At 51.1% G+C, this 17,596-nt stretch carries 14 protein-coding genes and 1 pseudogene; 3 read left to right on the top strand and 12 right to left on the bottom strand.

The window, feature by feature from the left end; translation table 11 throughout:
• Positions 1 to 16: 16 nt before the first annotated feature.
• The 11 genes from darG to OGV82_RS21445 form a co-directional block, all read right to left on the bottom strand.
• Positions 17 to 1,084, bottom strand: coding sequence for a type II toxin-antitoxin system antitoxin DNA ADP-ribosyl glycohydrolase DarG (darG, locus tag OGV82_RS21395; protein ID WP_047459310.1), 1,068 nt, complete (start codon positions 1,082 to 1,084; stop codon positions 17 to 19).
• Positions 1,081 to 1,737: a type II toxin-antitoxin system toxin DNA ADP-ribosyl transferase DarT gene (gene darT / locus OGV82_RS21400; protein ID WP_047459308.1), complete on the bottom strand. Its 657-nt coding sequence runs from the start codon at positions 1,735 to 1,737 to the stop codon at positions 1,081 to 1,083. The genes darG and darT overlap by 4 nt, the downstream gene beginning before the upstream one ends.
• A 2-nt stretch (positions 1,738 to 1,739) precedes the next feature.
• Positions 1,740 to 2,315, bottom strand: a complete 576-nt coding sequence (locus OGV82_RS21405; RefSeq protein WP_047459305.1) for a DarT ssDNA thymidine ADP-ribosyltransferase family protein — start codon at positions 2,313 to 2,315, stop codon at positions 1,740 to 1,742.
• A gap of 4 nt (positions 2,316 to 2,319) precedes the next feature.
• Positions 2,320 to 3,600, bottom strand: a complete 1,281-nt coding sequence (locus tag OGV82_RS21410; RefSeq protein WP_047459303.1) for a restriction endonuclease subunit S — start codon at positions 3,598 to 3,600, stop codon at positions 2,320 to 2,322.
• Positions 3,600 to 4,319: a hypothetical protein gene (locus OGV82_RS21415; RefSeq protein ID WP_233606765.1), complete on the bottom strand. Its 720-nt coding sequence runs from the start codon at positions 4,317 to 4,319 to the stop codon at positions 3,600 to 3,602. The genes OGV82_RS21410 and OGV82_RS21415 overlap by 1 nt, the downstream gene beginning before the upstream one ends.
• Positions 4,207 to 4,674: an AcaB family transcriptional regulator gene (locus OGV82_RS21420; protein ID WP_233606764.1), complete on the bottom strand. Its 468-nt coding sequence runs from the start codon at positions 4,672 to 4,674 to the stop codon at positions 4,207 to 4,209. The genes OGV82_RS21415 and OGV82_RS21420 overlap by 113 nt, the downstream gene beginning before the upstream one ends.
• A gap of 159 nt (positions 4,675 to 4,833) precedes the next feature.
• The gene (locus tag OGV82_RS21425; RefSeq protein WP_047459241.1) at positions 4,834 to 5,706 is read right to left on the bottom strand and encodes an STY4528 family pathogenicity island replication protein; all 873 of its coding nucleotides are present in this window, start codon (positions 5,704 to 5,706) and stop codon (positions 4,834 to 4,836) included.
• Positions 5,696 to 6,253 carry a DUF2857 domain-containing protein gene (locus OGV82_RS21430; RefSeq protein ID WP_047459238.1) on the bottom strand — a complete coding sequence of 186 codons (558 nt, stop codon included), beginning with the start codon at positions 6,251 to 6,253 and terminating at the stop codon, positions 5,696 to 5,698. The genes OGV82_RS21425 and OGV82_RS21430 overlap by 11 nt, the downstream gene beginning before the upstream one ends.
• Entirely contained in the window at positions 6,237 to 7,520 is a 1,284-nt protein-coding gene (locus OGV82_RS21435; protein ID WP_047459235.1) for a ParB family protein, read from the bottom strand. The genes OGV82_RS21430 and OGV82_RS21435 overlap by 17 nt, the downstream gene beginning before the upstream one ends.
• A gap of 16 nt (positions 7,521 to 7,536) precedes the next feature.
• Complete coding sequence (locus tag OGV82_RS21440; protein ID WP_001561320.1) at positions 7,537 to 7,731, bottom strand: helix-turn-helix transcriptional regulator; 195 nt, start codon at positions 7,729 to 7,731, stop codon at positions 7,537 to 7,539.
• 138 nt (positions 7,732 to 7,869) lie between these two features.
• Positions 7,870 to 8,760 (bottom strand): hypothetical protein, encoded by an 891-nt coding sequence (locus OGV82_RS21445; protein WP_286462836.1) that lies wholly within the window; start codon positions 8,758 to 8,760, stop codon positions 7,870 to 7,872.
• Between the two features lie 160 nt (positions 8,761 to 8,920).
• Between OGV82_RS21445 and OGV82_RS21450 the strand changes: the two genes are divergently transcribed.
• From OGV82_RS21450 to OGV82_RS21460, 3 genes and pseudogenes are all read left to right on the top strand, one after another.
• The gene (locus OGV82_RS21450) at positions 8,921 to 9,700 is read left to right on the top strand and encodes an HNH endonuclease (RefSeq protein ID WP_047459216.1); all 780 of its coding nucleotides are present in this window, start codon (positions 8,921 to 8,923) and stop codon (positions 9,698 to 9,700) included.
• Positions 9,701 to 10,016: 316 nt separating this feature from the next.
• Positions 10,017 to 13,532, top strand: a pseudogene (locus tag OGV82_RS21455) (AAA domain-containing protein).
• A 139-nt stretch (positions 13,533 to 13,671) separates the two neighbouring features.
• Positions 13,672 to 14,661 carry a restriction endonuclease gene (locus tag OGV82_RS21460; RefSeq protein WP_080750375.1) on the top strand — a complete coding sequence of 330 codons (990 nt, stop codon included), beginning with the start codon at positions 13,672 to 13,674 and terminating at the stop codon, positions 14,659 to 14,661.
• A gap of 208 nt (positions 14,662 to 14,869) precedes the next feature.
• Here OGV82_RS21460 and OGV82_RS21465 read toward each other — a convergent pair whose 3' ends face one another.
• Positions 14,870 to 17,593 carry a phospholipase D-like domain-containing anti-phage protein gene (locus OGV82_RS21465; RefSeq protein ID WP_047459207.1) on the bottom strand — a complete coding sequence of 908 codons (2,724 nt, stop codon included), beginning with the start codon at positions 17,591 to 17,593 and terminating at the stop codon, positions 14,870 to 14,872.
• Positions 17,594 to 17,596: the final 3 nt, after the last annotated feature.

A 17,596-nucleotide genomic window follows, 5' to 3' on the forward strand; every position in this document is an offset into this window, starting at 1 on the left:
CGCTCCCCCTAAATGTTCAGCAATGGAACTCCATCACGCGGTTTATGGCAAATTGCAGATTCTTGTCGTCAAAGAGCTTTATCTTACGGCTGGCCCAGCGTTCACCGGCAGGCCACTGGTGCAGGCCCTCTTTCACTGAATCCAGCGTGGGCTGGCATTCTCCTCGGGTCAGCAGCCAGTCAACGGTCGTCAGCAGCTCCAGACCAAACGGCGATTCAAAGCCGTCAATCAACTGGCTGACCTGCTCAAGCGCCGGTAGCCACGCTTTGGCCTCGTTATTCAGCCAGAGGTTGATGTGTTCTTTTTCCCGATCGTTAAACCAGATCACGTCCAGCGGCTGGCTGTCCGGGATGCGTTTCTCGGCTTTCAGGTAAGTGCCGTCCAGCGCGTTAAGCAGATGGTTCAGGTTGGGGGCATACGGGCCGTAATAGTGCGCCTCAAACCGCAGTTTTAGCACATCTTCCTGCCGGTGCTGTTCAATGGCGCGTTGTAACAGCCATGCCAGCTTCTGGATTTCCAGCAGGCTGCACTCCATCCCCAGTACCCAGTAGCGGCGCACCAGTTCAGCAATCATCGCTCTGGCGGGCGTGAGCTTTTTTACGCCGGTGCTCTTGGCGACGTTCTGGTATTTTTCGGTGGGCTCATAAATCAGGATTTCCGTGTCCTGAAGGTCGCCCAGCGCAGATTCAATCCGCGCCCGGACGTCCGGCCAGTTCAGTCCGCCGTTGCCCGCGCCCAGCGGGGGAATGGCGATGGACTGCACTTTCTCTTCGATCAAAAAGCGGCGCAGGTCCTGCAAGCCGTCTTCAATCCACTCCATGCGGGAGTCGGCGCGCCAGTGCTGTTTGGTGGGGAAGTTGACGATCCAGCGCGGCCCCATCAGCTCGCCTGTTTCGGTGATAAACATTTTGCCGGTCGTCAGTTGCTTCTGTTTGCAGGCGAGGGCATAGGCTTTCATATTATCGGGAAAGCGCTCTTTGAACATCAGTGCGATGCCTTTACCCATGACACCGACGGTATTCACCGTATTCACCAGTGCTTCCACGGGCGCGTCCAGTAAATTGCCTTGTGTATATGTCATCATGAGAAGTACCACCCGGCCCGTGCGTGAACGGGCATTGTCAGATTGCGTTGCGACAGCCAGTCTTCTAATTGTACCTTGACGTCGTTATTGTAACAAACCATCCCATCCAGCAGTGTGATGGGGCAGTGCTGCCAGATCAACGCCTCGGCCTGATAGCGTTCAAACTTGGCCGGATCGTCCGGATCTCGACGAAAATCTCGCGCCTGTAGCATCGGCCAGTCAATCTGGTTCAGGTCTTCCAGACAGGTGTAGTAGTTGACCCAGTTATAGTAGGCGTGGCTGTCGGTAAACACGAAGGGGACGTTTTGCGACGCCACGCTTCGCAGGCTGCTGACCAGAATGACGATTTCTTCGTTGGGGCGCTGCGTAATGCCGCCGCGCCCGCTGTGGATATTCATCAGCATCGGCGAAAAGGGGGTAAAGTAAAACGGCACATAGTCATGCAGCGTCCCGCCCGTCCCGGCAGGCACCTGATGCCCGGCGCGTTTGACGATAAGCTCCGGGTTGCCGATATTGATCCAGTTAGCGGCCTGTACTGGGCTGTTGCCGCAGTGCAGGCCGTTATCCAGTATCCACGGGATATTGTCCCGATGGACAATACGCCAGATCAGGGCTTTTTCCGGGTTGAGGCTGGCGCTGTAGTCATAGGCCACAATCAGGCTCCCGGGAACATACGAGAATTGATGTTGACATACATATCGAGTCTATACTTTTGCTTCAAGGCGTTAACAACTGTTTCTGTTACTGCATCTGGAACATAGATGCTATGAAAATTGTTTGCGGTTACAGTGGCTGGAGACAGGCACTCAGCCATACAAACACACTTGCAATTGTCATCCCCATATTCACGGCGGTTCATGGTTTCCCAGTCAATGGTAGCCATACCCGTTTCATAATCAAGCAAAGTAATCGCTGAACCAGATAACGGATGTCTGGGAATGACTGACCAGCTATTTGTCTGCGCATAGCTTCGACGAACAGCAATGAGGACGAACGTCTTATCTGGATTATTACGATGAACCCTGCCATCAAAAGGGTTTCGGGCAAAAAAATGGAAAGGAACGTACTCTTGCAAACGTAACGCACTGCGCGAAGCTATGATTTCAGGATCGGCAATATCTGAAAAACCACGCAAGAGGCTGCGAGATTTTAGCCCTTCGGAGAAAATATCTTCCAGATTGTCAAGATCCGTTAAGTGATAAAGAAATTGCTGTGTGCGAATATCTGACATAGGTCTAGTTCCTTTCTATGAGCCGAGTCTTTCCTGTTAACAGTTCCTGCATCATCCCCTGTTTAAGCTGGCGGGTTTTGTCCAGACGCTGTTGCAGGGTCTGAATGTCCTTATCCATATCGGAGAGGATGGCGGCAATGGCGGTTTGTTCTTCTTTTGGTGGAAATGCAAGATGTAATTTCCTGATAATAGTAAGATTCAACCCGCCACGCCCCCCATCGCCAGTAGATAAACTTCTCAGTTCCTCATAACGATTGTCGAGGTTGTAGAACAAAAATTCTGTGGAATGATGTTCGCTGGGGAAAATCGCGGCAATAGACTGATTAGTACATAATTCAATGCGATTAATTGCTACAGTCCCACGAGTCTTTCCTTGTCCTGCCAATCCGACTAACACTGAATTTTTAGGCACATACTTTGTACTGGAGTTAGCAAGCCCTTCATCTGTTATATTATCAGCTACTGTATAGACTTGTTTTAAGTGTAATTCACCTGAACTCATCCAGGGGTGAGTGCCTCCCCAATATACTGAAACTTTAGTACTTGGAGTTCCGCCAGCACAGCAGTCAGTAAATTGTCCAATGTTTGTGATTATCCAATCCTCAGGAATCATCCCTAACTCACTTTTTTTATATCCCTTGATAGATCCATCTTTACGTAACACAAACTGTGGCAAACGGGTTTTACCTGTTAGTAATTGCTGCATGGTTGCAGTTTTTATAGATTGTTTTTTTACAATCAAAGTTTTCAATTCATAAATAAAATTACTAATGTCCGAGATGGTATTGGAAATTATCTGTTGTTCTTGTTCGGGTGGAGTAATAATGTTTAAAACATTTAGTTTTTCCGCTGAAAGTCCCGGCTGAGCTGATGATTCCGAATATTGGTTAAGATTCATTTTCTCAAGATAGATGGATAACCATCTTGCATTGACTCCTGATTGCATAGTTGCCACTAGGGCGTGCTCAGAAGCAAAAAAATCCCCTTCTACATATTGAATGTTTCCACACAATGCGCCTTGCCTTCCGATCAAGGCATATTCACCTCGATGCGTAAAGCTATTAGTAAAGCCACGTATTCCATTTCCTCCGTAGCATGGGTAATTTCCGAAATCATCTATGTATTTCGATGTAATACCTAAGCCACTTTTTAGCTGACATAGTTCTTTTAAAGGTTTTACATCCCAATCCTGCGGAATAACCCCCACTTCCGTCATCTTAAACCCCGCAGGCACGCCTTTATCCGCTGCACCCGACTGCTGCTCACCCACCATTAAATCCACCATCACCACACCAGCCCCATTGCCCGCAAATGCCCAGCCACTTTCTCGCTCAATGCTTCAACAGACGCTTCAAGCACCGGTAACGGCTCGGCATAGCGCTCTTCCAGCTCCTTCACGCGCTCCGCCAGTTGCTGGGTGATGCGCTCAATCTCCGCCTTAATTCCGGCCTGCATCGTCGCCAGCCATTTGTCCTGCACCACCAGCGCTTTGATCGCCGTTTCATCCAGCGAGGGATAATGTTTAAACACCGCGCGATCCAGCGCTTCCTGTGCGGCTTTCAGCGCTTTTTTCGCATTAGCCTCTGCTTTAATCAGCGCCAGGCAGCGGGTCAGCGCCGCCAGCTCATCCGGGTCGGCAGTGGTTTTCTTCAGTTGAGTCAGGCGGGCATTGACCAGTTTTTGCGTCACCTTATCCTTGTCGTTCTTGGCCTCAGCCAGCAGATCGTCTTCCCCGGCCTGCTCTTCGATAAACTCGGCTAACTGACGGCTGGCTTCTTCACTGCGTTCCTGTGCGCGGTTCAGCGCATCCAGCAGCTCCGGGAAACAGCGAATTTCTACCAGTGAACGGGGCAGCACATCAGCCTTGTAGCGCCGCTTGTCAAACTCAAAATCATGCGCTTCTTTCCAGACGTTTTTGCCGTCCTTGCCTTTTACCGGCTGGAGTTCGCGAATTTGCGCGGCGGCTGGCAAGCAGGGTGCGGCGGACCAGCAGATCGTAATCAATCAACTGTTGCAGCAGGCGCGAACCGGGCGGTGAGAACAGCGCCAGCGGCAGGATGAATTCGGTCGGGGATGGGTTACTGACCTGCGTGGTGTGGATAGCGCCCGGCAGGCTGGCGAAGGCATGGTCCAGCCGGATGTTTTTTTGCTTCAGCAGGTGGGCTATCAGGTTCAGGCGGATGCGCAGTTGCTTCAGCCAGTGGGCGGCCCACGGATCGTCGGCCTCTTCGGCGCGCAGCAGACGCCTGAGTAACGCCAGACAGAGCAGCATGCCAGTGGGATGCGCCTGCCACAGCCGGGCGGCGACGCGGGTGTGCAGGGTGATGCGGATATCGCTGAACAGGGTTGTGCCAGGCATCGGAAATTCTCCATGGATTCAGATGCCCGCAGTGTCGGTCCGTGCAAGGAGTCAGGCGACGGGAAACCCATCTGGTTCACAGAAAGTTAATTTCGCCGATGAATGAGGTTTGATTGATAGCTGGTACACCGGCTTTATGCGGTGCGCATAAAATCAGGGCTATCTGCGCCTGCGCCGAAGCTGATTGAACTCGCCCCGCCTGGCTTTCTCCAGCGTTGCCAGCAGATAGGCGAGGGGGCGGTGGATATCGTGGGCGGCGATCCGCCACAGGCAGTCGTCCAGCACCTGCTGGCAGAGAGCGGGATCCAGATTGCGCATCGCGCGTTCGGCGGCGCGGCGCTCGCTGGCGCTGAAGGGATTATCCACAGGCCAGTGCAGCAGTTGCGTACGCTTTTGATGTTTATTGTTTAAATCTGTACCAGTATGTACGCAATGCGGCTCCGGCTGCCCGCCAGCCACCGCCACATCACTGAGTCTTAATTGAAGACTCGGACATTTTTTACTGAGTCTTCGATTAAGACCAGGGGCGGTCTTCAATGGAGACTCAGTGCAGGTTCGTCCACTGTCCACAGGTTGTTGCAGAGAGAGCAGTAACCCGATGGCGATGTTGCGGATTCGCCGGTTGCAGTGGCGGGAGCAGGCGGTGAGCAGCGCCAGATATTCGCTGTCCATCCGGCAGGCATCGGCATGAGTCAGTGGCGCATCATGCAGGGCGTAGAGGTTGCCGGTGATCCTGCCGTTTTGCTCGTCGCGCAGCCGCTGGCACAGGCTCAGCCAGCGGGTGATACGCAGCATCATCAGCGCGTTGCTGACCGTACTGCGCGAGGCCTTCTCGCCCTCAGGCTGGTCGGAGAGCCAGCCCTGTAGTTCGTTGTAGGAGGGAAAGACGCCGCTGCCGTCGTCGCGGGCGTGCAGGCGCAGCAGTTGCCACGCGAACTTGTCGCGCGGGGAGAGGTTGCGCGCCAGAAGCAGGCGCTTCGGCACGCTCTGCTGCGGGTTGCCGAGAAACAGCAGCCGATCGTCACTCTTCATGCAGCAGCTTCTCCTGAGTCCACTGGCGCAGCAGGTTCCAGATAACCGTCAGCGACAGATCGTTTTCACGGGCCATCGCCATCATGGCGGTCAGCGCTTCGGGTGAGTCGAGCTTGTTCACGCCCGTCTTCTGCCACTCGTTCCACACCAGCGTCTCCACCTGCTCATCCGGGGCATTGTTGCGCCCTTGCCGGACAAACAGGCCAATCAACCGCCGCCGGGCGCAGACTTCCGGCGTAGAAAGGCCAAAGTAGTGGTTGATGAATTCGATGGATGCGCCGAGCGACAGGGCTTGCTCCAGACGCTGCTGGAACAGCCGCTCCTGCTCCATCCTCGCCAGCATCCGGCCCAGCATCTCGTGGTCAATGTGGGTGGTGATGAACTGTACCGCGCTGTTGCTGAGAAACAGGATGTCGTCGGCGGTAAGACGCGTCAGCTCGCACAGCTCCTGCGGGCTGAAGCCGAGCGATTCGCAGTAGCGGATCTGTCCCTCCTTCAGCGCCTGGACGATGTGGGTGAGCACTGCCTGGTTAACTGAGGGCGTCATGGCGAGCCTCCCGCAGCCGCCGCTGGCGGCACAGGCTGATAAGCTGCATCAGTTGCTGGATCTGAACGTTGTCGTAGTCCGGCGACAACAGCAATTCGAGGGCGGGCATCGGCGTGCTGGTGTCGCCATTCAGGGCAGCCAGCACCTGATAGCAGCGCTGTGCTGCCGGGTGGGGAAAATCGTGGCAGGGCGCGAGGGTGAAACCGGCCGGAGCGCTGTCGTCCGGCTGGATACAGGCATCCAGTCCCCAGCTGGCAAACAGCGACCGTGCCGTATGCACCAGCGGTGAGGGCCTTGGCTCATCGGGCACGGCGGATTCAGTCGGTGGTTCAGGCTCTGGTAGTGGGGCTTTTTCCGCTTCCTGCGGTGGCGGCCAGAGCACCTTTTCGGCTGGGGGACCCAGCAGCACCTGCCGCTTGCTCTGGCCGTCGGTCAGTTCCGCCAGCAGCGTATTCCAGCTCATGCCGCTGCGACAGCTCATCTCGCCGAGCAGTTCGTCCTGCACCAGTTGCGGTACCACGGCTTCCGGCTCGCCGTTGAAGGTGGCGAGGGCGGTGCTGAACAGGTCGGCAAATTCGGACTGGCGTTCAGGCGACATCAGCTTTGCCCACACCTGTTCCGCCGCGCTACGCAGCGCCAGCAGGCGATCGATAATCTTTCGGGTCAGGCCACCATACAGCGCGTTGGGGATGCAGGGCAGCAGCCAGTCCACTGTCTGTAGCATCCGGCTGATTTGCGACTGGCTGACGGGATAGCCGTCGCGGGTGAGTTGCTCCGCCAGCGCCAGTTGCGTCGGGCATTCAATGCCTGCTTCGAGGTAAAGATCGCGCAGGTGCAGAATGCCTTCCGCGCGTTCGATAAACATCAATCCGTTATGCAGGTCGCTTTCGGCAAGATGACCTATCAGGCACTGGACTTCGCCTTGCTGCGGTGACAGCGTTTCCGGCCACGGTCTGAACGGCCAGCAGACGCGGTGGTAACGCTCATCTTGCGTCTCCTGCCACAGTTCATTGAGGATGGCGAGGCGCGTATTCCCGCCGCTGGCGAGCATATATTTTTCATCACAGGGGCGACGGGTCAATACCGGCGGGTTATCCAGCCCACGGGCAAGAATTGACGCTTTCAGTGCGTCATAGCCGGGGTTGCGGGTGACGCGGGGATTGAGAGAGAACGGCTGGATTTGCTCCAGACTGACCTGGACCATCTCCTGTTCTCCGCTATTGCTGGCACCGTGAAGCCAGCGGTTGAGCAGGTGTGAAGCGCACATAATCTTCCTCCGGCATTCAGACATCGCGGGTAAGCCGGATGCGCTGGTGGATCCAGGCATCCACCTCGCTTTCCAGCCAGGCGACGTGGCGGCTGTTGAGTCGAATGGACGGCGGAAACTGTTGCAGCTGGATTTGCCGATAAATCCACGATTTACCGAAGCCGATTTTGTCTTCCACTTGGCGTAAGCGTAAAAATCTGTCGCTATTCATAACCATTCCTCCTGTGTCCAGATTCGTTCACATCAGCACAATGGGTGTGGTTATCAAAGCAGCAGCGTCCCTGCCAGGCAGTAAAAATCCTTATCCGGGGTAGTGAGAGTTGTTAGTTGAAAGGGTTAGTTGATCACGTTACGGCGGTGCGCCGCGCTGGAGTGCGGTTTTCAATGTTTCACCGCTCAGCGGCAGGTGCATACCTTCCTCACGCGCCCAGCATTCGAAAATGTTCAGCAGTTTGTAGGGATGCTCCAGCATTTCATCGTCCAGTTGCGGGTTGTGCTTGCAGGCCAGCCACAGTAAACGGGAAAGCGCGGAGGTGATCCGCTCCTTTGATTCCGGCTGATGACGGGTCAGGAAGGCTTCGAGATGCGTGCGGCGGATGACGAACAGTGCGTCAGGAGGCAATGTATCCTGCAGGTAGCAGACGGACAGATTGAGCCGGGATTTAAGGTCATTGCGACCATTACCATATAACTGACCAATCAGCAGATGTAGCTCTTCCTGAAGGTTGTTTTGCGTGGCGAGCAGTTCCAGTAAAAGCTCCCGCAACGATTTGCGGCAACAGAGTTGGTAGTAGCTGTCGTTCTCATCGCAGACCACAATGCCAATTTGATTGCAGCAATGGGTATCATTGGGGCAAGGACGATTCAACGTTTTCGCCAGTTGCTGGTGGAGCAGCAGGCGCTCAAGGCCGATTAACGGCAAATTCCACAGATGGCTGGTGGTCAGTTGCAGAGTCGGGTCGCGTCTGCACGGCGGAGAGTTTGCCATCACTTTGCGGTTGCCGGATTTGTTGCACTGCGAAGGCGGAAAGGGCGGCTTGCTGAATCGGCAGGCAAAGCGGCAAGGGGGATTGAGTGGTCTCAGAAGTACGGGAGAAGGGAAGTAGACCGAGAGTGGCAGATCGCCATGCAGGGCATGGCGGATCAGGTCGGCGGGCAGCAACGTGATGTTGTGCTGCTGGATGACTTCTGCGGCCTCATCCAGCGTCAGCCACTCCTGGCTGATTTTGTGTGGGGGCATGGGGCGTTCCTTTTTGTGTTGTGGGTTGCGTGTAGTGCTTGTTGATGGTGAAAACCGGTGTGAGATGTTTTTGCTAAAACAACTAACCTGATCAGTTTAGTTAACGATCTTTTCAGACATAATCTGGTGATGAATTACGCTGGAAAAACAGGATGTAACATTGAATAGCTCGGAAGACGATTTGCTTGAAGTGGCGTGGTATTTGTCGAAGTACGGTAAATCTCAACCACCCGTGGGACTGGGTGTTCAGAAATGGAAAGAGGCTTTTGCCTTGTTTTATCCTCGCTTTGGAGCGGGTAAAACCGCCAGCGAGTTTCACAATAGTCTGAAAAATAGTCGTGACCGTTTTGATTCTTGGCTTAGTGATGTGCGTGTCGGCTGGCTTGACGAGCAGGGCGCTCCTGCTGCGCTTTCTCATTCAGCGCAGCGTGTGCATCAGCGATTGAGTTTGCTTTCAGAGAGTGTGATTGAGCAGCGCGTTCTTTCGTTAATATCTTCTGATGGAGATGAACAGGCGCAGCGTGACTGTCTTATTATTCAGCAGGATAAAAGTATTGAAGATACCGTACGCGAGCAGTTGATTGCGGCACGGCTGGGGCAGGGTACCTTTCGGAAAAATTGTCTCATGTTGTATCCGGCATGCCCTGTTACGGGAACGACGTTTGCGCCGTTACTCCGTGCCAGCCATATAAAGCCGTGGGCTGCCTGCGAGAATGGGAATGAGCGCCTTGATCCTTTTAATGGAATTATACTGGCTGCTCATATTGATATTTTATTCGATCAGGGGTGGATTTCGTTTGAGAACGATGGGCATTTATTAATTAGTAAGGAGCTGGATATTAGTGTTAAAGAGCAATTTTTGTTGCCAGAGAAAATAAAGACGTTTTCTGTTGAATCGTATTGTTATCTGGAATGGCATCGGGAGAATTTACTGAGATAGTTAAGCTATAAACTATCTTCGACAGCGCTATTTTCTGAACTTACAGGTTCCAATATTGCATTGAATGCTGTCCAGTAGGGCTCACCGGCTTCTGGATCGTGCTACGCAACCGGTAATCCTCTGCTGCTTCAGTTATAAAGCTTTTATGTGCCATGCAGCATGATATGGTCGTTTTCTGAACTCCGTATAACCGGAGTATTTGTATCGAAGCGTGAACAAAACATTGCAGCCAGCCTTTCAACGTGGACAATAGTTATCCATACGGTGATTTTATATTCGATAAATCAATGGGTTTTATTGAGTCATAGGACTGGTAATGGATGAAAATGCTTTAGGGTTTGCCTCATACTGGCGCAACTCGCTGGCAGATGCTGAGTCAGGAAAGGGCAGTTTTGAACGCAAAGACGCCAAAAATTTCACTCACAGGCATGAGATAGCGGCGGGACGTCTTGACGAAGCGATCGTCGGTAAATTTTTTGAGGGAGAAAAAGACGACGTCGAAACAGTCGATGTCATCCTGCGGCCAAAGGTTTATTTCCGGTTACTGCAGCATGGAAAGGACCGTTCCGCTGGTGCGCCTGATATTGTTACCCCGATAGTGACGCCAGCCCTGTTGAGCCGTGAAGGTTTTTTATATCCGACTCCAGCGACTTCCATTCCCAGAGACCTGCTTGAACCTTTGCCAAAAGGGGCATTTTCGATTGGTGAGATTGAGCAGTATGACAAATACAAAACGACACATACGTCATTCTCTATCAACTTTGATGACAGTGTTGATAAGACCGCCGAAACGGATGAAGAACGAGAAGCACGATATGCAGCCTGGCAGCAGGATTGGCGTCAATATCTGGATGATTCAGAGAGGTTACTGAAGAACGTTGTCGGCGACTGGATTAAAAATCCCGAGCAATATGAACTTGCTGAGCACGGTTATATTGTTAAAACGGCGCAATCTGTCGGCGCCAGTTTCCATATCCTTTCGCTTTATGATCACCTGCTTGTTTGCAAAAAGGATGTGCCGCTTTTCAACCGCTTTTCCTCGCGGGAGATCCAGGTAGCAGAGTCTTTACTCGCCCCGGAAGCAAAATTCAGCGACAGGCTTGGACACTCCGGGGATAAGTTCCCGCTGGCAAAGGCTCAGCGCGATGCCTTAAGCCATTTTCTTGATGCGAAGCATGGCGATATCCTTGCCGTTAACGGCCCTCCCGGAACCGGGAAAACCACGCTGGTGCTTTCTATTATCGCCACGCAGTGGGCCAGAGCGGCTCTCGAAAAAGCGGAGCCTCCGGTTATTATCGCGACTTCAACGAATAACCAGGCTGTAACGAACATTATCGAGACGTTCGGGAAAGACTTTTCCCAGGGTACTGGTGCAATGGCCGGACGATGGTTGCCAGAGCTGAAAAGCTTCGGCGCTTATTTCCCCTCAAGCACTCGTAAAGCCGAGGCAGCCAAAAAATACCAAACTGAAGATTTCTTCAACCAGGTTGAGTCAAAAGAGTATGTAGAGAATGCACTGCTGTTTTATCTGGAGAAAGCTAAGGCAGCCTTCCCTGAAAAAGATTGTTCAACCCCTGAAAAGGTCATTGAACTCCTGCATGGTCAGTTGGCAGCAAAATACGAACAACTGGTAAGACTAAACGCAACATGGCAAACGTTAAGCCAGGTTCGGGCTGCGCGTGAGCTTATTGCTAACGACATTGAGCAATATCTCGATAATTTAAATAAATTACTCTCCGGGCAAGAACAAAAAGTCACTCAACTAAAGAGTGCTAAAGCGGAATGGAAAAAATATCGCGCCGGTGAATCACTGATCTATTCATTATTTTCCTGGCTACCAGCGGTTCGCAGTAAGCGGCAGTACCAAATACAATTGTTTCTCGAAGATAAATTAGGTGCGCTGATTGCGGGGAATCAGTGGTCTGATCCTGAAACCATCGAACGTAATATAGATGGACTGCTCAACTCCGCTGAGCGCGAGCAAACAACCTACCGGCAGCAGATTGACTCCGCCCATGAAATTGTTCTTAAAGAACAGCAGGCGGCTTAGGAATGGCAGAGGCTGGCACTTGATTTAGGGCATGAGGGCAACGAGGAGCTGAGTTTCTCACAGGCAGATGAACTGGCTGATACGCAGATTCGCTTCCCTGCATTCTTACTGACGACCCACTACTGGGAAGGTCGTTGGTTGATGGATATGGCGAAGATCGATGATCTGCAAAAAGAGAAGGGCAAGAAAGGAGCTAAAGGGGTAACCGCCCGCTGGCAACGCCGAATGAAACTCACTCCATGTGTGGTCATGACCTGCTATATGTTGCCCGGCAACATGCAGATAAGTGAACACAAAGGTCAGCGTAGATTCGAGAAAAGCTATTTATATGACTTCGCCGATTTACTCATTGTCGATGAAGCCGGGCAGGTGCTTCCTGAAGTGGCTGCTGCCTCGTTTGCCTTAGCTAAAAAGGCATTAGTGATTGGTGATACGGAACAGATCCCGCCAATATGGAGTATTGCTCCCGCTATTGATATAGGTAACATGCTGGCGGAAAAAATTCTGTCAGGCAGTACACAAGAAGAGATTACTGAGAAATATACGGCAATCGCAGAGCTTGGTAAAAGCGCCGCATCTGGCAGCGTCATGAAAATAGCGCAGTGTGCTTCACGCTATCAATATGATCCCGAACTGGCTCGTGGAATGTACTTATATGAACACCGCCGGTGCTTCGATAATATTATTGGATACTGCAATACGCTCTGCTATCACGGTAAGTTGTTGCCTAAAAGAGGGGGGGAAGAGAGCAATTTAATGCCCGCAATGGGTTATCTCCATATTGATGGTAAAGGAGAGCTGGCAAGTAGCGGAAGTCGATATAATTTGCTTGAAGCTGAAACGATAGCGGCCTGGCTGACAGATAACCAGCAGGATATTGAAGCGCATTACGGCAAATCGCTTCATGAGGTTGTCGGTATCGTGACGCCTTTTAGCGCGCAGGTATCGACCATCAAACAGGCGCTGGGTAAACAAGGCATCAGTACAGGCACGAATGAAACGTCGCTCACGGTGGGCACCGTGCATTCTCTTCAGGGGGCGGAAAGAGCGATTGTTATATTCTCGCCAGTCTATTCAAAGCATGAGGATGGCGGGTTTATTGATAGTGATAACAGCATGCTGAACGTTGCTGTCTCCCGTGCGAAGGACAGTTTCCTGGTTTTCGGCGATATGGACCTGTTTGAGATCCAGCCAGCCTCATCTCCGCGGGGATTGCTGGCAAAATATCTCTTTGAGTCAGAGAAGAATGCGCTCACTTTTGATTATAAAGAGCGTAAGGATTTAAAAACTTCCGAGACCAAAATCTACACACTCCATGGTGTGGAGCAGCATGATAATTTCCTGAATCAGACGTTTGAAAATACCGGTAAACACATCACGATTGTTTCTCCATGGCTGACCTGGCAAAAACTGGAGCAAACCGGTTTTCTTGATTCCATGATTGCGGCGTGTTCACGTGGTATTAATGTCACGATAGTCACTGACAGAAGCTACAACACTGAACATAATGATTTTGAGAAGCGAAAAGAGAGGCAGCAGAACCTCAAAGCGGCGCTGGAGAAACTGAACGCCCTTGGTATTGCGACAAAACTGGTCAATCGTGTTCATAGCAAAATTGTTATTGGTGATGATGGTTTGCTGTGCGTGGGATCGTTCAACTGGTTTAGTGCGACACGTGAAGCGCGATATGAACGATACGATACATCGATGGTTTATTGCGGTGATAACCTGAAGGGCGAGATTGAGGCAATTTATAATAGCCTTGAGAGGCGTCAGGTTTAGGGTAGGAATTTGATTGGCCATCTTATCGACTGTTTTCCAGCGTAAGATGGCTGAGTGGAATGACCATATCCCGGTAGACAGTTTCTGCCCGTACGGTGAGGCATTTTCAGAAGGAATTATTGTGGCGACTAAAATGTGGATGATCCGCGGCGATGGCGGAAAATTGTACGATGACTTTAGGGACAAACAGGTTGTTGCAATCGGCTGGTCGCAGCTCGCTCCCTATGTGAAACCGGGATGTTCAAGAGAGCAGTTGTTTACCCGGTATCAGGAGCTTGAGCCACAGACTAAGCCTGGCACAGTTCGTTCCGGTGCTTCCCAGGTCTGGCGCTTTGTGAATGAGATGCAGAAAGGCGACTGGGCTATCACTTATTCACCTTCTAATCGGACCTATTTAATAGGGAAAATCGCCTCAGATTTTGAGTTTCATGCTGAGTGGCTTGAAGATGGCATGGGCATTGCGCGTAAAGTGAAGTGGAACGCGGAAGAGATTAAGCGCGATAGTCTGAGTGATGCAACCAGAAACACCCTTGGCTCAACGCTGACGGTTTTTCAGGTGCCTGATTTTGCCGTGAATGAATTAGTGCAGGGCAAAAAGCCTGTCTCAGATGTCGTGCCGGAAGTATCTGTCTCAGATGAAGAGGATGAGGTCGTTTCTAATCCTCTGCGCGACATGGAGATGATCGCTTTTGAAGGTATCAAGGATCGTATCAATCGTCTCGACTGGGATGAGATGCAAAATCTGGTCGCTGGCGTATTACGCAGCATGGGATATAAAACTCAGGTATCGCCTGCGGGTGCTGACCGTGGGAAAGATATTATTGCTTCGCCTGACGGTTTTGGCTTCGAAAATCCGCGCATTATTGTGGAGGTGAAACACCGGCGGGAGCAGATGAGCAGCCAGCAAATTCGTAGCTTTATAGGTGGCCGTCATAAAGACGATCGCGGGCTGTATGTCAGCACAGGCGGATTCAGCAAGGATGCGCGCTATGAGGCCGATCGTTCTACAATCCCGTTGACGCTATGGACACTTGACGATTTGGTCCGTGCGTTAGTGGAAAACTATGAGCAAGTGGATATTGAAACTAAGCTGTTGGTTCCACTAAAGAAAACGTACTTGCCTGCCTGAAAAATTTGCTACGCCTGTATATACAGGCGTAGTTGTAGCTTGTGGTAAGGTACTAAATATTCACTCGAAATGGATACCCTGAGAGACAGATTTACTCAGATTTGTACCAATAACTTTGATCGAATTCATGATGTAGCCCTCTAAAAAAGAGCATCCAACATAGTTGTGCAGGACCTTGGCTGAGCGGGGCATCCACATCACAACATAATTAGCTTCCCCATGGTTCGCTGAGCTTACTTACAATGTCCCTACGTGACAGTACTGTAGCGCAACGTTCCCAGAGATGAGCATCAGGATCGAGAGTACCTCGATACTTAACGGAGAACGCATCTTGAGCTTTCTTTCGTTCATGCATGTATTCATCCATGCGAGTGTTGAGTTCTTCCTCGTTGTCGATCCATTCATCATCAATCGTATCGGGAAGGCTGCCGAAAATGTCGTATGTATCGCGTAAGCGTTCCGACAGCACGTTATAAACTTTCTCGTCTTGTGTTTCGCTGTACACAAGATTGAGCATATCCACAAACTTACGTGTCTGACCAAAACGTTTGATTCGCCCGAGGCGCTGCTCTAAACGGGATGGGTTCCAGGGAAGGTCGACATTGATGAGTGTTCCCAAGGTTTGCAGGTTTAAGCCTTCACAGGCGGCATCCGTAGCAACCACTAATAGAATCTCGCGCGTCTTCACTGCGGATTTAATCAATTCGCGTTCAACGTTATTAAACTGTTCGCCCCTGAATAAGCCGCTTTTACCAACGCCAGCATAAACGGCTACCACTTCGCCTTTTAAGGACTTGGCCAGTTCTTTCGCTATCCACTCCGCCGTGTCGTAATACTGGCTGAAAATAATACAGCCGTGTTCCAGCCAAGTTTTTCCATCGGTACGGAATTCCGTTAAGAACCATTTCACTGTGTTCAGTTTTGAGTCAACGGCTTCGGGGCGTGACAGTTGTGTTTCAATCTCTCTTAAACAAGCGACCTCCGCAGGAGTCATTTCTGAAAGTAAGTGCTCAACATCTTCAACTAGATCCTCGTCTTCGTCAGAAACCGTATGTTTCAACATCTTTTGAGCAGTTTTTAAGCCTGATGCGAAACTTGAGCAGATCCGTTGCAACATCAAAGATTTCATGAAGCCTGCGGCTCGAGTGCGTGACTGAAGCAACTTACTGAACTCTTCCGCTTTTTCGTAAGCGACCTGGAATGGTGTATTGGTCGGAATGCCAAGCCCCACAAACCGCGACTGATACTGAGCTAGGTTGCGCGTAATGGGATGTGTATTCACCCCAACACGCTCTAACAGACCGTCATCTTCCAGCTGTTTACGCTTACGCAGCACTGTATGGCGTAGGATAGGGTTGTTCTCTTTAAAGAAGCTAGGTGTCATGCATTCGGAGAGCCAAAGACTCTGAATCATATAGTCGAGATCTTCGAAACGATGAGAATATCCAAAGGACTTATTATCAATGGACAGGTAGTCACGAATTTGCTGAACAGTATGGTGCTCATTGCTTGGCGGCAGGGGGTTGCTTAACCAATGCCAAACTTCAGCCTCAGATGTCACCTGAGTCTGGCCGGTTATCAACGGAATCGCTTGTTCATGGTCATGCCATGGCGACAGAGCATCGCCTAGTACAAATTCAGCACCAGAGTTCAAAATACCCAATAAATCCCATAACTCACGTACGTTGGTTTGAATAGGTGTCGCAGTACCCAGTACCAGATGCCGTGTACGCCTGCCGATCTGCAGCATGAAGGCCATGAGATTATTAGGTTCTGAAGCTTGATCTCCTAATCCTCCACGAATACGGGCTTTATGCGCCTCATCCAGAATAACGGTACCGAAACGATTCTTCAGAAGCATTCCAGCTTCTTTAACAAAGTCAGTCTTCTCCCGCTGATGCATAATCAGTCCGGTAGAGATAATGGCAATTCGATAAGGGCATTTTTTGATAGAGGAGGCATCACCTCGAGGTGAGAGTATTTGCCCCTCTACACCCAGCCAAACTTTCTTCTGCGAGGACCAAACCGCAGCAGGCACACCGAGCTTGTCCATCATCTCAATTTGCCACTGAATCGTGAGTGTAGAAGGTGCCAGAATCAAAACAGGTCCATCGTCTAGTAAAGCACTGACTAATGCACTGGTTGCCATTGATAGCGTTTTACCAACACCCACCTCGTCAGCCAATAGTAGGCGAGCCTTGCCATAGATCTCCCTATGTTCCAGAAACATAGTCACAAACGAGCGTTGCCAGGGCTGTAACTGCTCCCCTCCACGGTAGATAGGTGCTTCTGCCATGGCCGCCGCTGGGACTTCCTCTGGTTTCAATACATCAACGGTTACTTCCCGGCGATTAGATACACGGTGGATTTCAGCTAAGATCGCATCAGGCAGCGGGACGCCTTCAGTCCAGAGTGCCCAAAATTCTCTTTCTACCCAGTCCGCACTTTCTTCATCATCGTCTTGCCAAACAAGCTCATAATTGTGAGCGAATGCGCTTTTAGATTCATTCACTGAGCCAATAAAAGATTTACGGCTGCCATCTGCATAATGAATTGAGCCTGCTTTGCCGTGAAGGAATAACCGCTCCCTAGGGACTACGCGAATCTCAACATTACCCGAATGTAATAGCTGATCCAAAATCTGGTAGCGCTCCTTTTTCAGTAGCGCTTCAGCTTCTACATCCACTTCATTCCAGCGCTCTTTGAGTGCTGTATTCCGGCCAGTAGCTACCTGGAAGTCAGCCAGATCAAGCTCGGAATTACAGATGATCTTAACTTCTGGAATCTTTGCAATCTCTTCGCCTACAAGCTCAAAGATGGAGCTCCTGAAATAACCCGCAATCCGGAAATACTTAGCAGCCCCTTTCAACGATTCAGCGAGGAATTCCGTATCTAATCTTTCTGTGCGGGATGAAAAGCGCTTAATCGCCATAGA

This window comes from Citrobacter sp. CK191, assembly GCF_030333435.1.
GTDB lineage: Bacteria > Pseudomonadota > Gammaproteobacteria > Enterobacterales > Enterobacteriaceae > Citrobacter_B > Citrobacter_B koseri.

What these genes read in the sequence shown, in the direction of transcription:
- OGV82_RS21440 (WP_001561320.1), bottom strand. Translation starts at nt 7,731, where the DNA reads ATGAATAGCGACAGATTTTTACGCTTACGCCAAGTGGAAGACAAAATC.
- darG (WP_047459310.1), bottom strand. Translation starts at nt 1,084, where the DNA reads ATGATGACATATACACAAGGCAATTTACTGGACGCGCCCGTGGAAGCA.
- OGV82_RS21430 (WP_047459238.1), bottom strand. Translation starts at nt 6,253, where the DNA reads ATGACGCCCTCAGTTAACCAGGCAGTGCTCACCCACATCGTCCAGGCG.
- OGV82_RS21445 (WP_286462836.1), bottom strand. Translation starts at nt 8,760, where the DNA reads ATGCCCCCACACAAAATCAGCCAGGAGTGGCTGACGCTGGATGAGGCC.
- OGV82_RS21460 (WP_080750375.1), top strand. Translation starts at nt 13,672, where the DNA reads ATGATCCGCGGCGATGGCGGAAAATTGTACGATGACTTTAGGGACAAA.
- OGV82_RS21410 (WP_047459303.1), bottom strand. Translation starts at nt 3,600, where the DNA reads ATGGTGGATTTAATGGTGGGTGAGCAGCAGTCGGGTGCAGCGGATAAA.
- OGV82_RS21425 (WP_047459241.1), bottom strand. Translation starts at nt 5,706, where the DNA reads ATGAAGAGTGACGATCGGCTGCTGTTTCTCGGCAACCCGCAGCAGAGC.
- OGV82_RS21465 (WP_047459207.1), bottom strand. Translation starts at nt 17,593, where the DNA reads ATGGCGATTAAGCGCTTTTCATCCCGCACAGAAAGATTAGATACGGAA.
- OGV82_RS21435 (WP_047459235.1), bottom strand. Translation starts at nt 7,520, where the DNA reads ATGTGCGCTTCACACCTGCTCAACCGCTGGCTTCACGGTGCCAGCAAT.
- OGV82_RS21405 (WP_047459305.1), bottom strand. Translation starts at nt 2,315, where the DNA reads ATGTCAGATATTCGCACACAGCAATTTCTTTATCACTTAACGGATCTT.
- OGV82_RS21420 (WP_233606764.1), bottom strand. Translation starts at nt 4,674, where the DNA reads ATGCCTGGCACAACCCTGTTCAGCGATATCCGCATCACCCTGCACACC.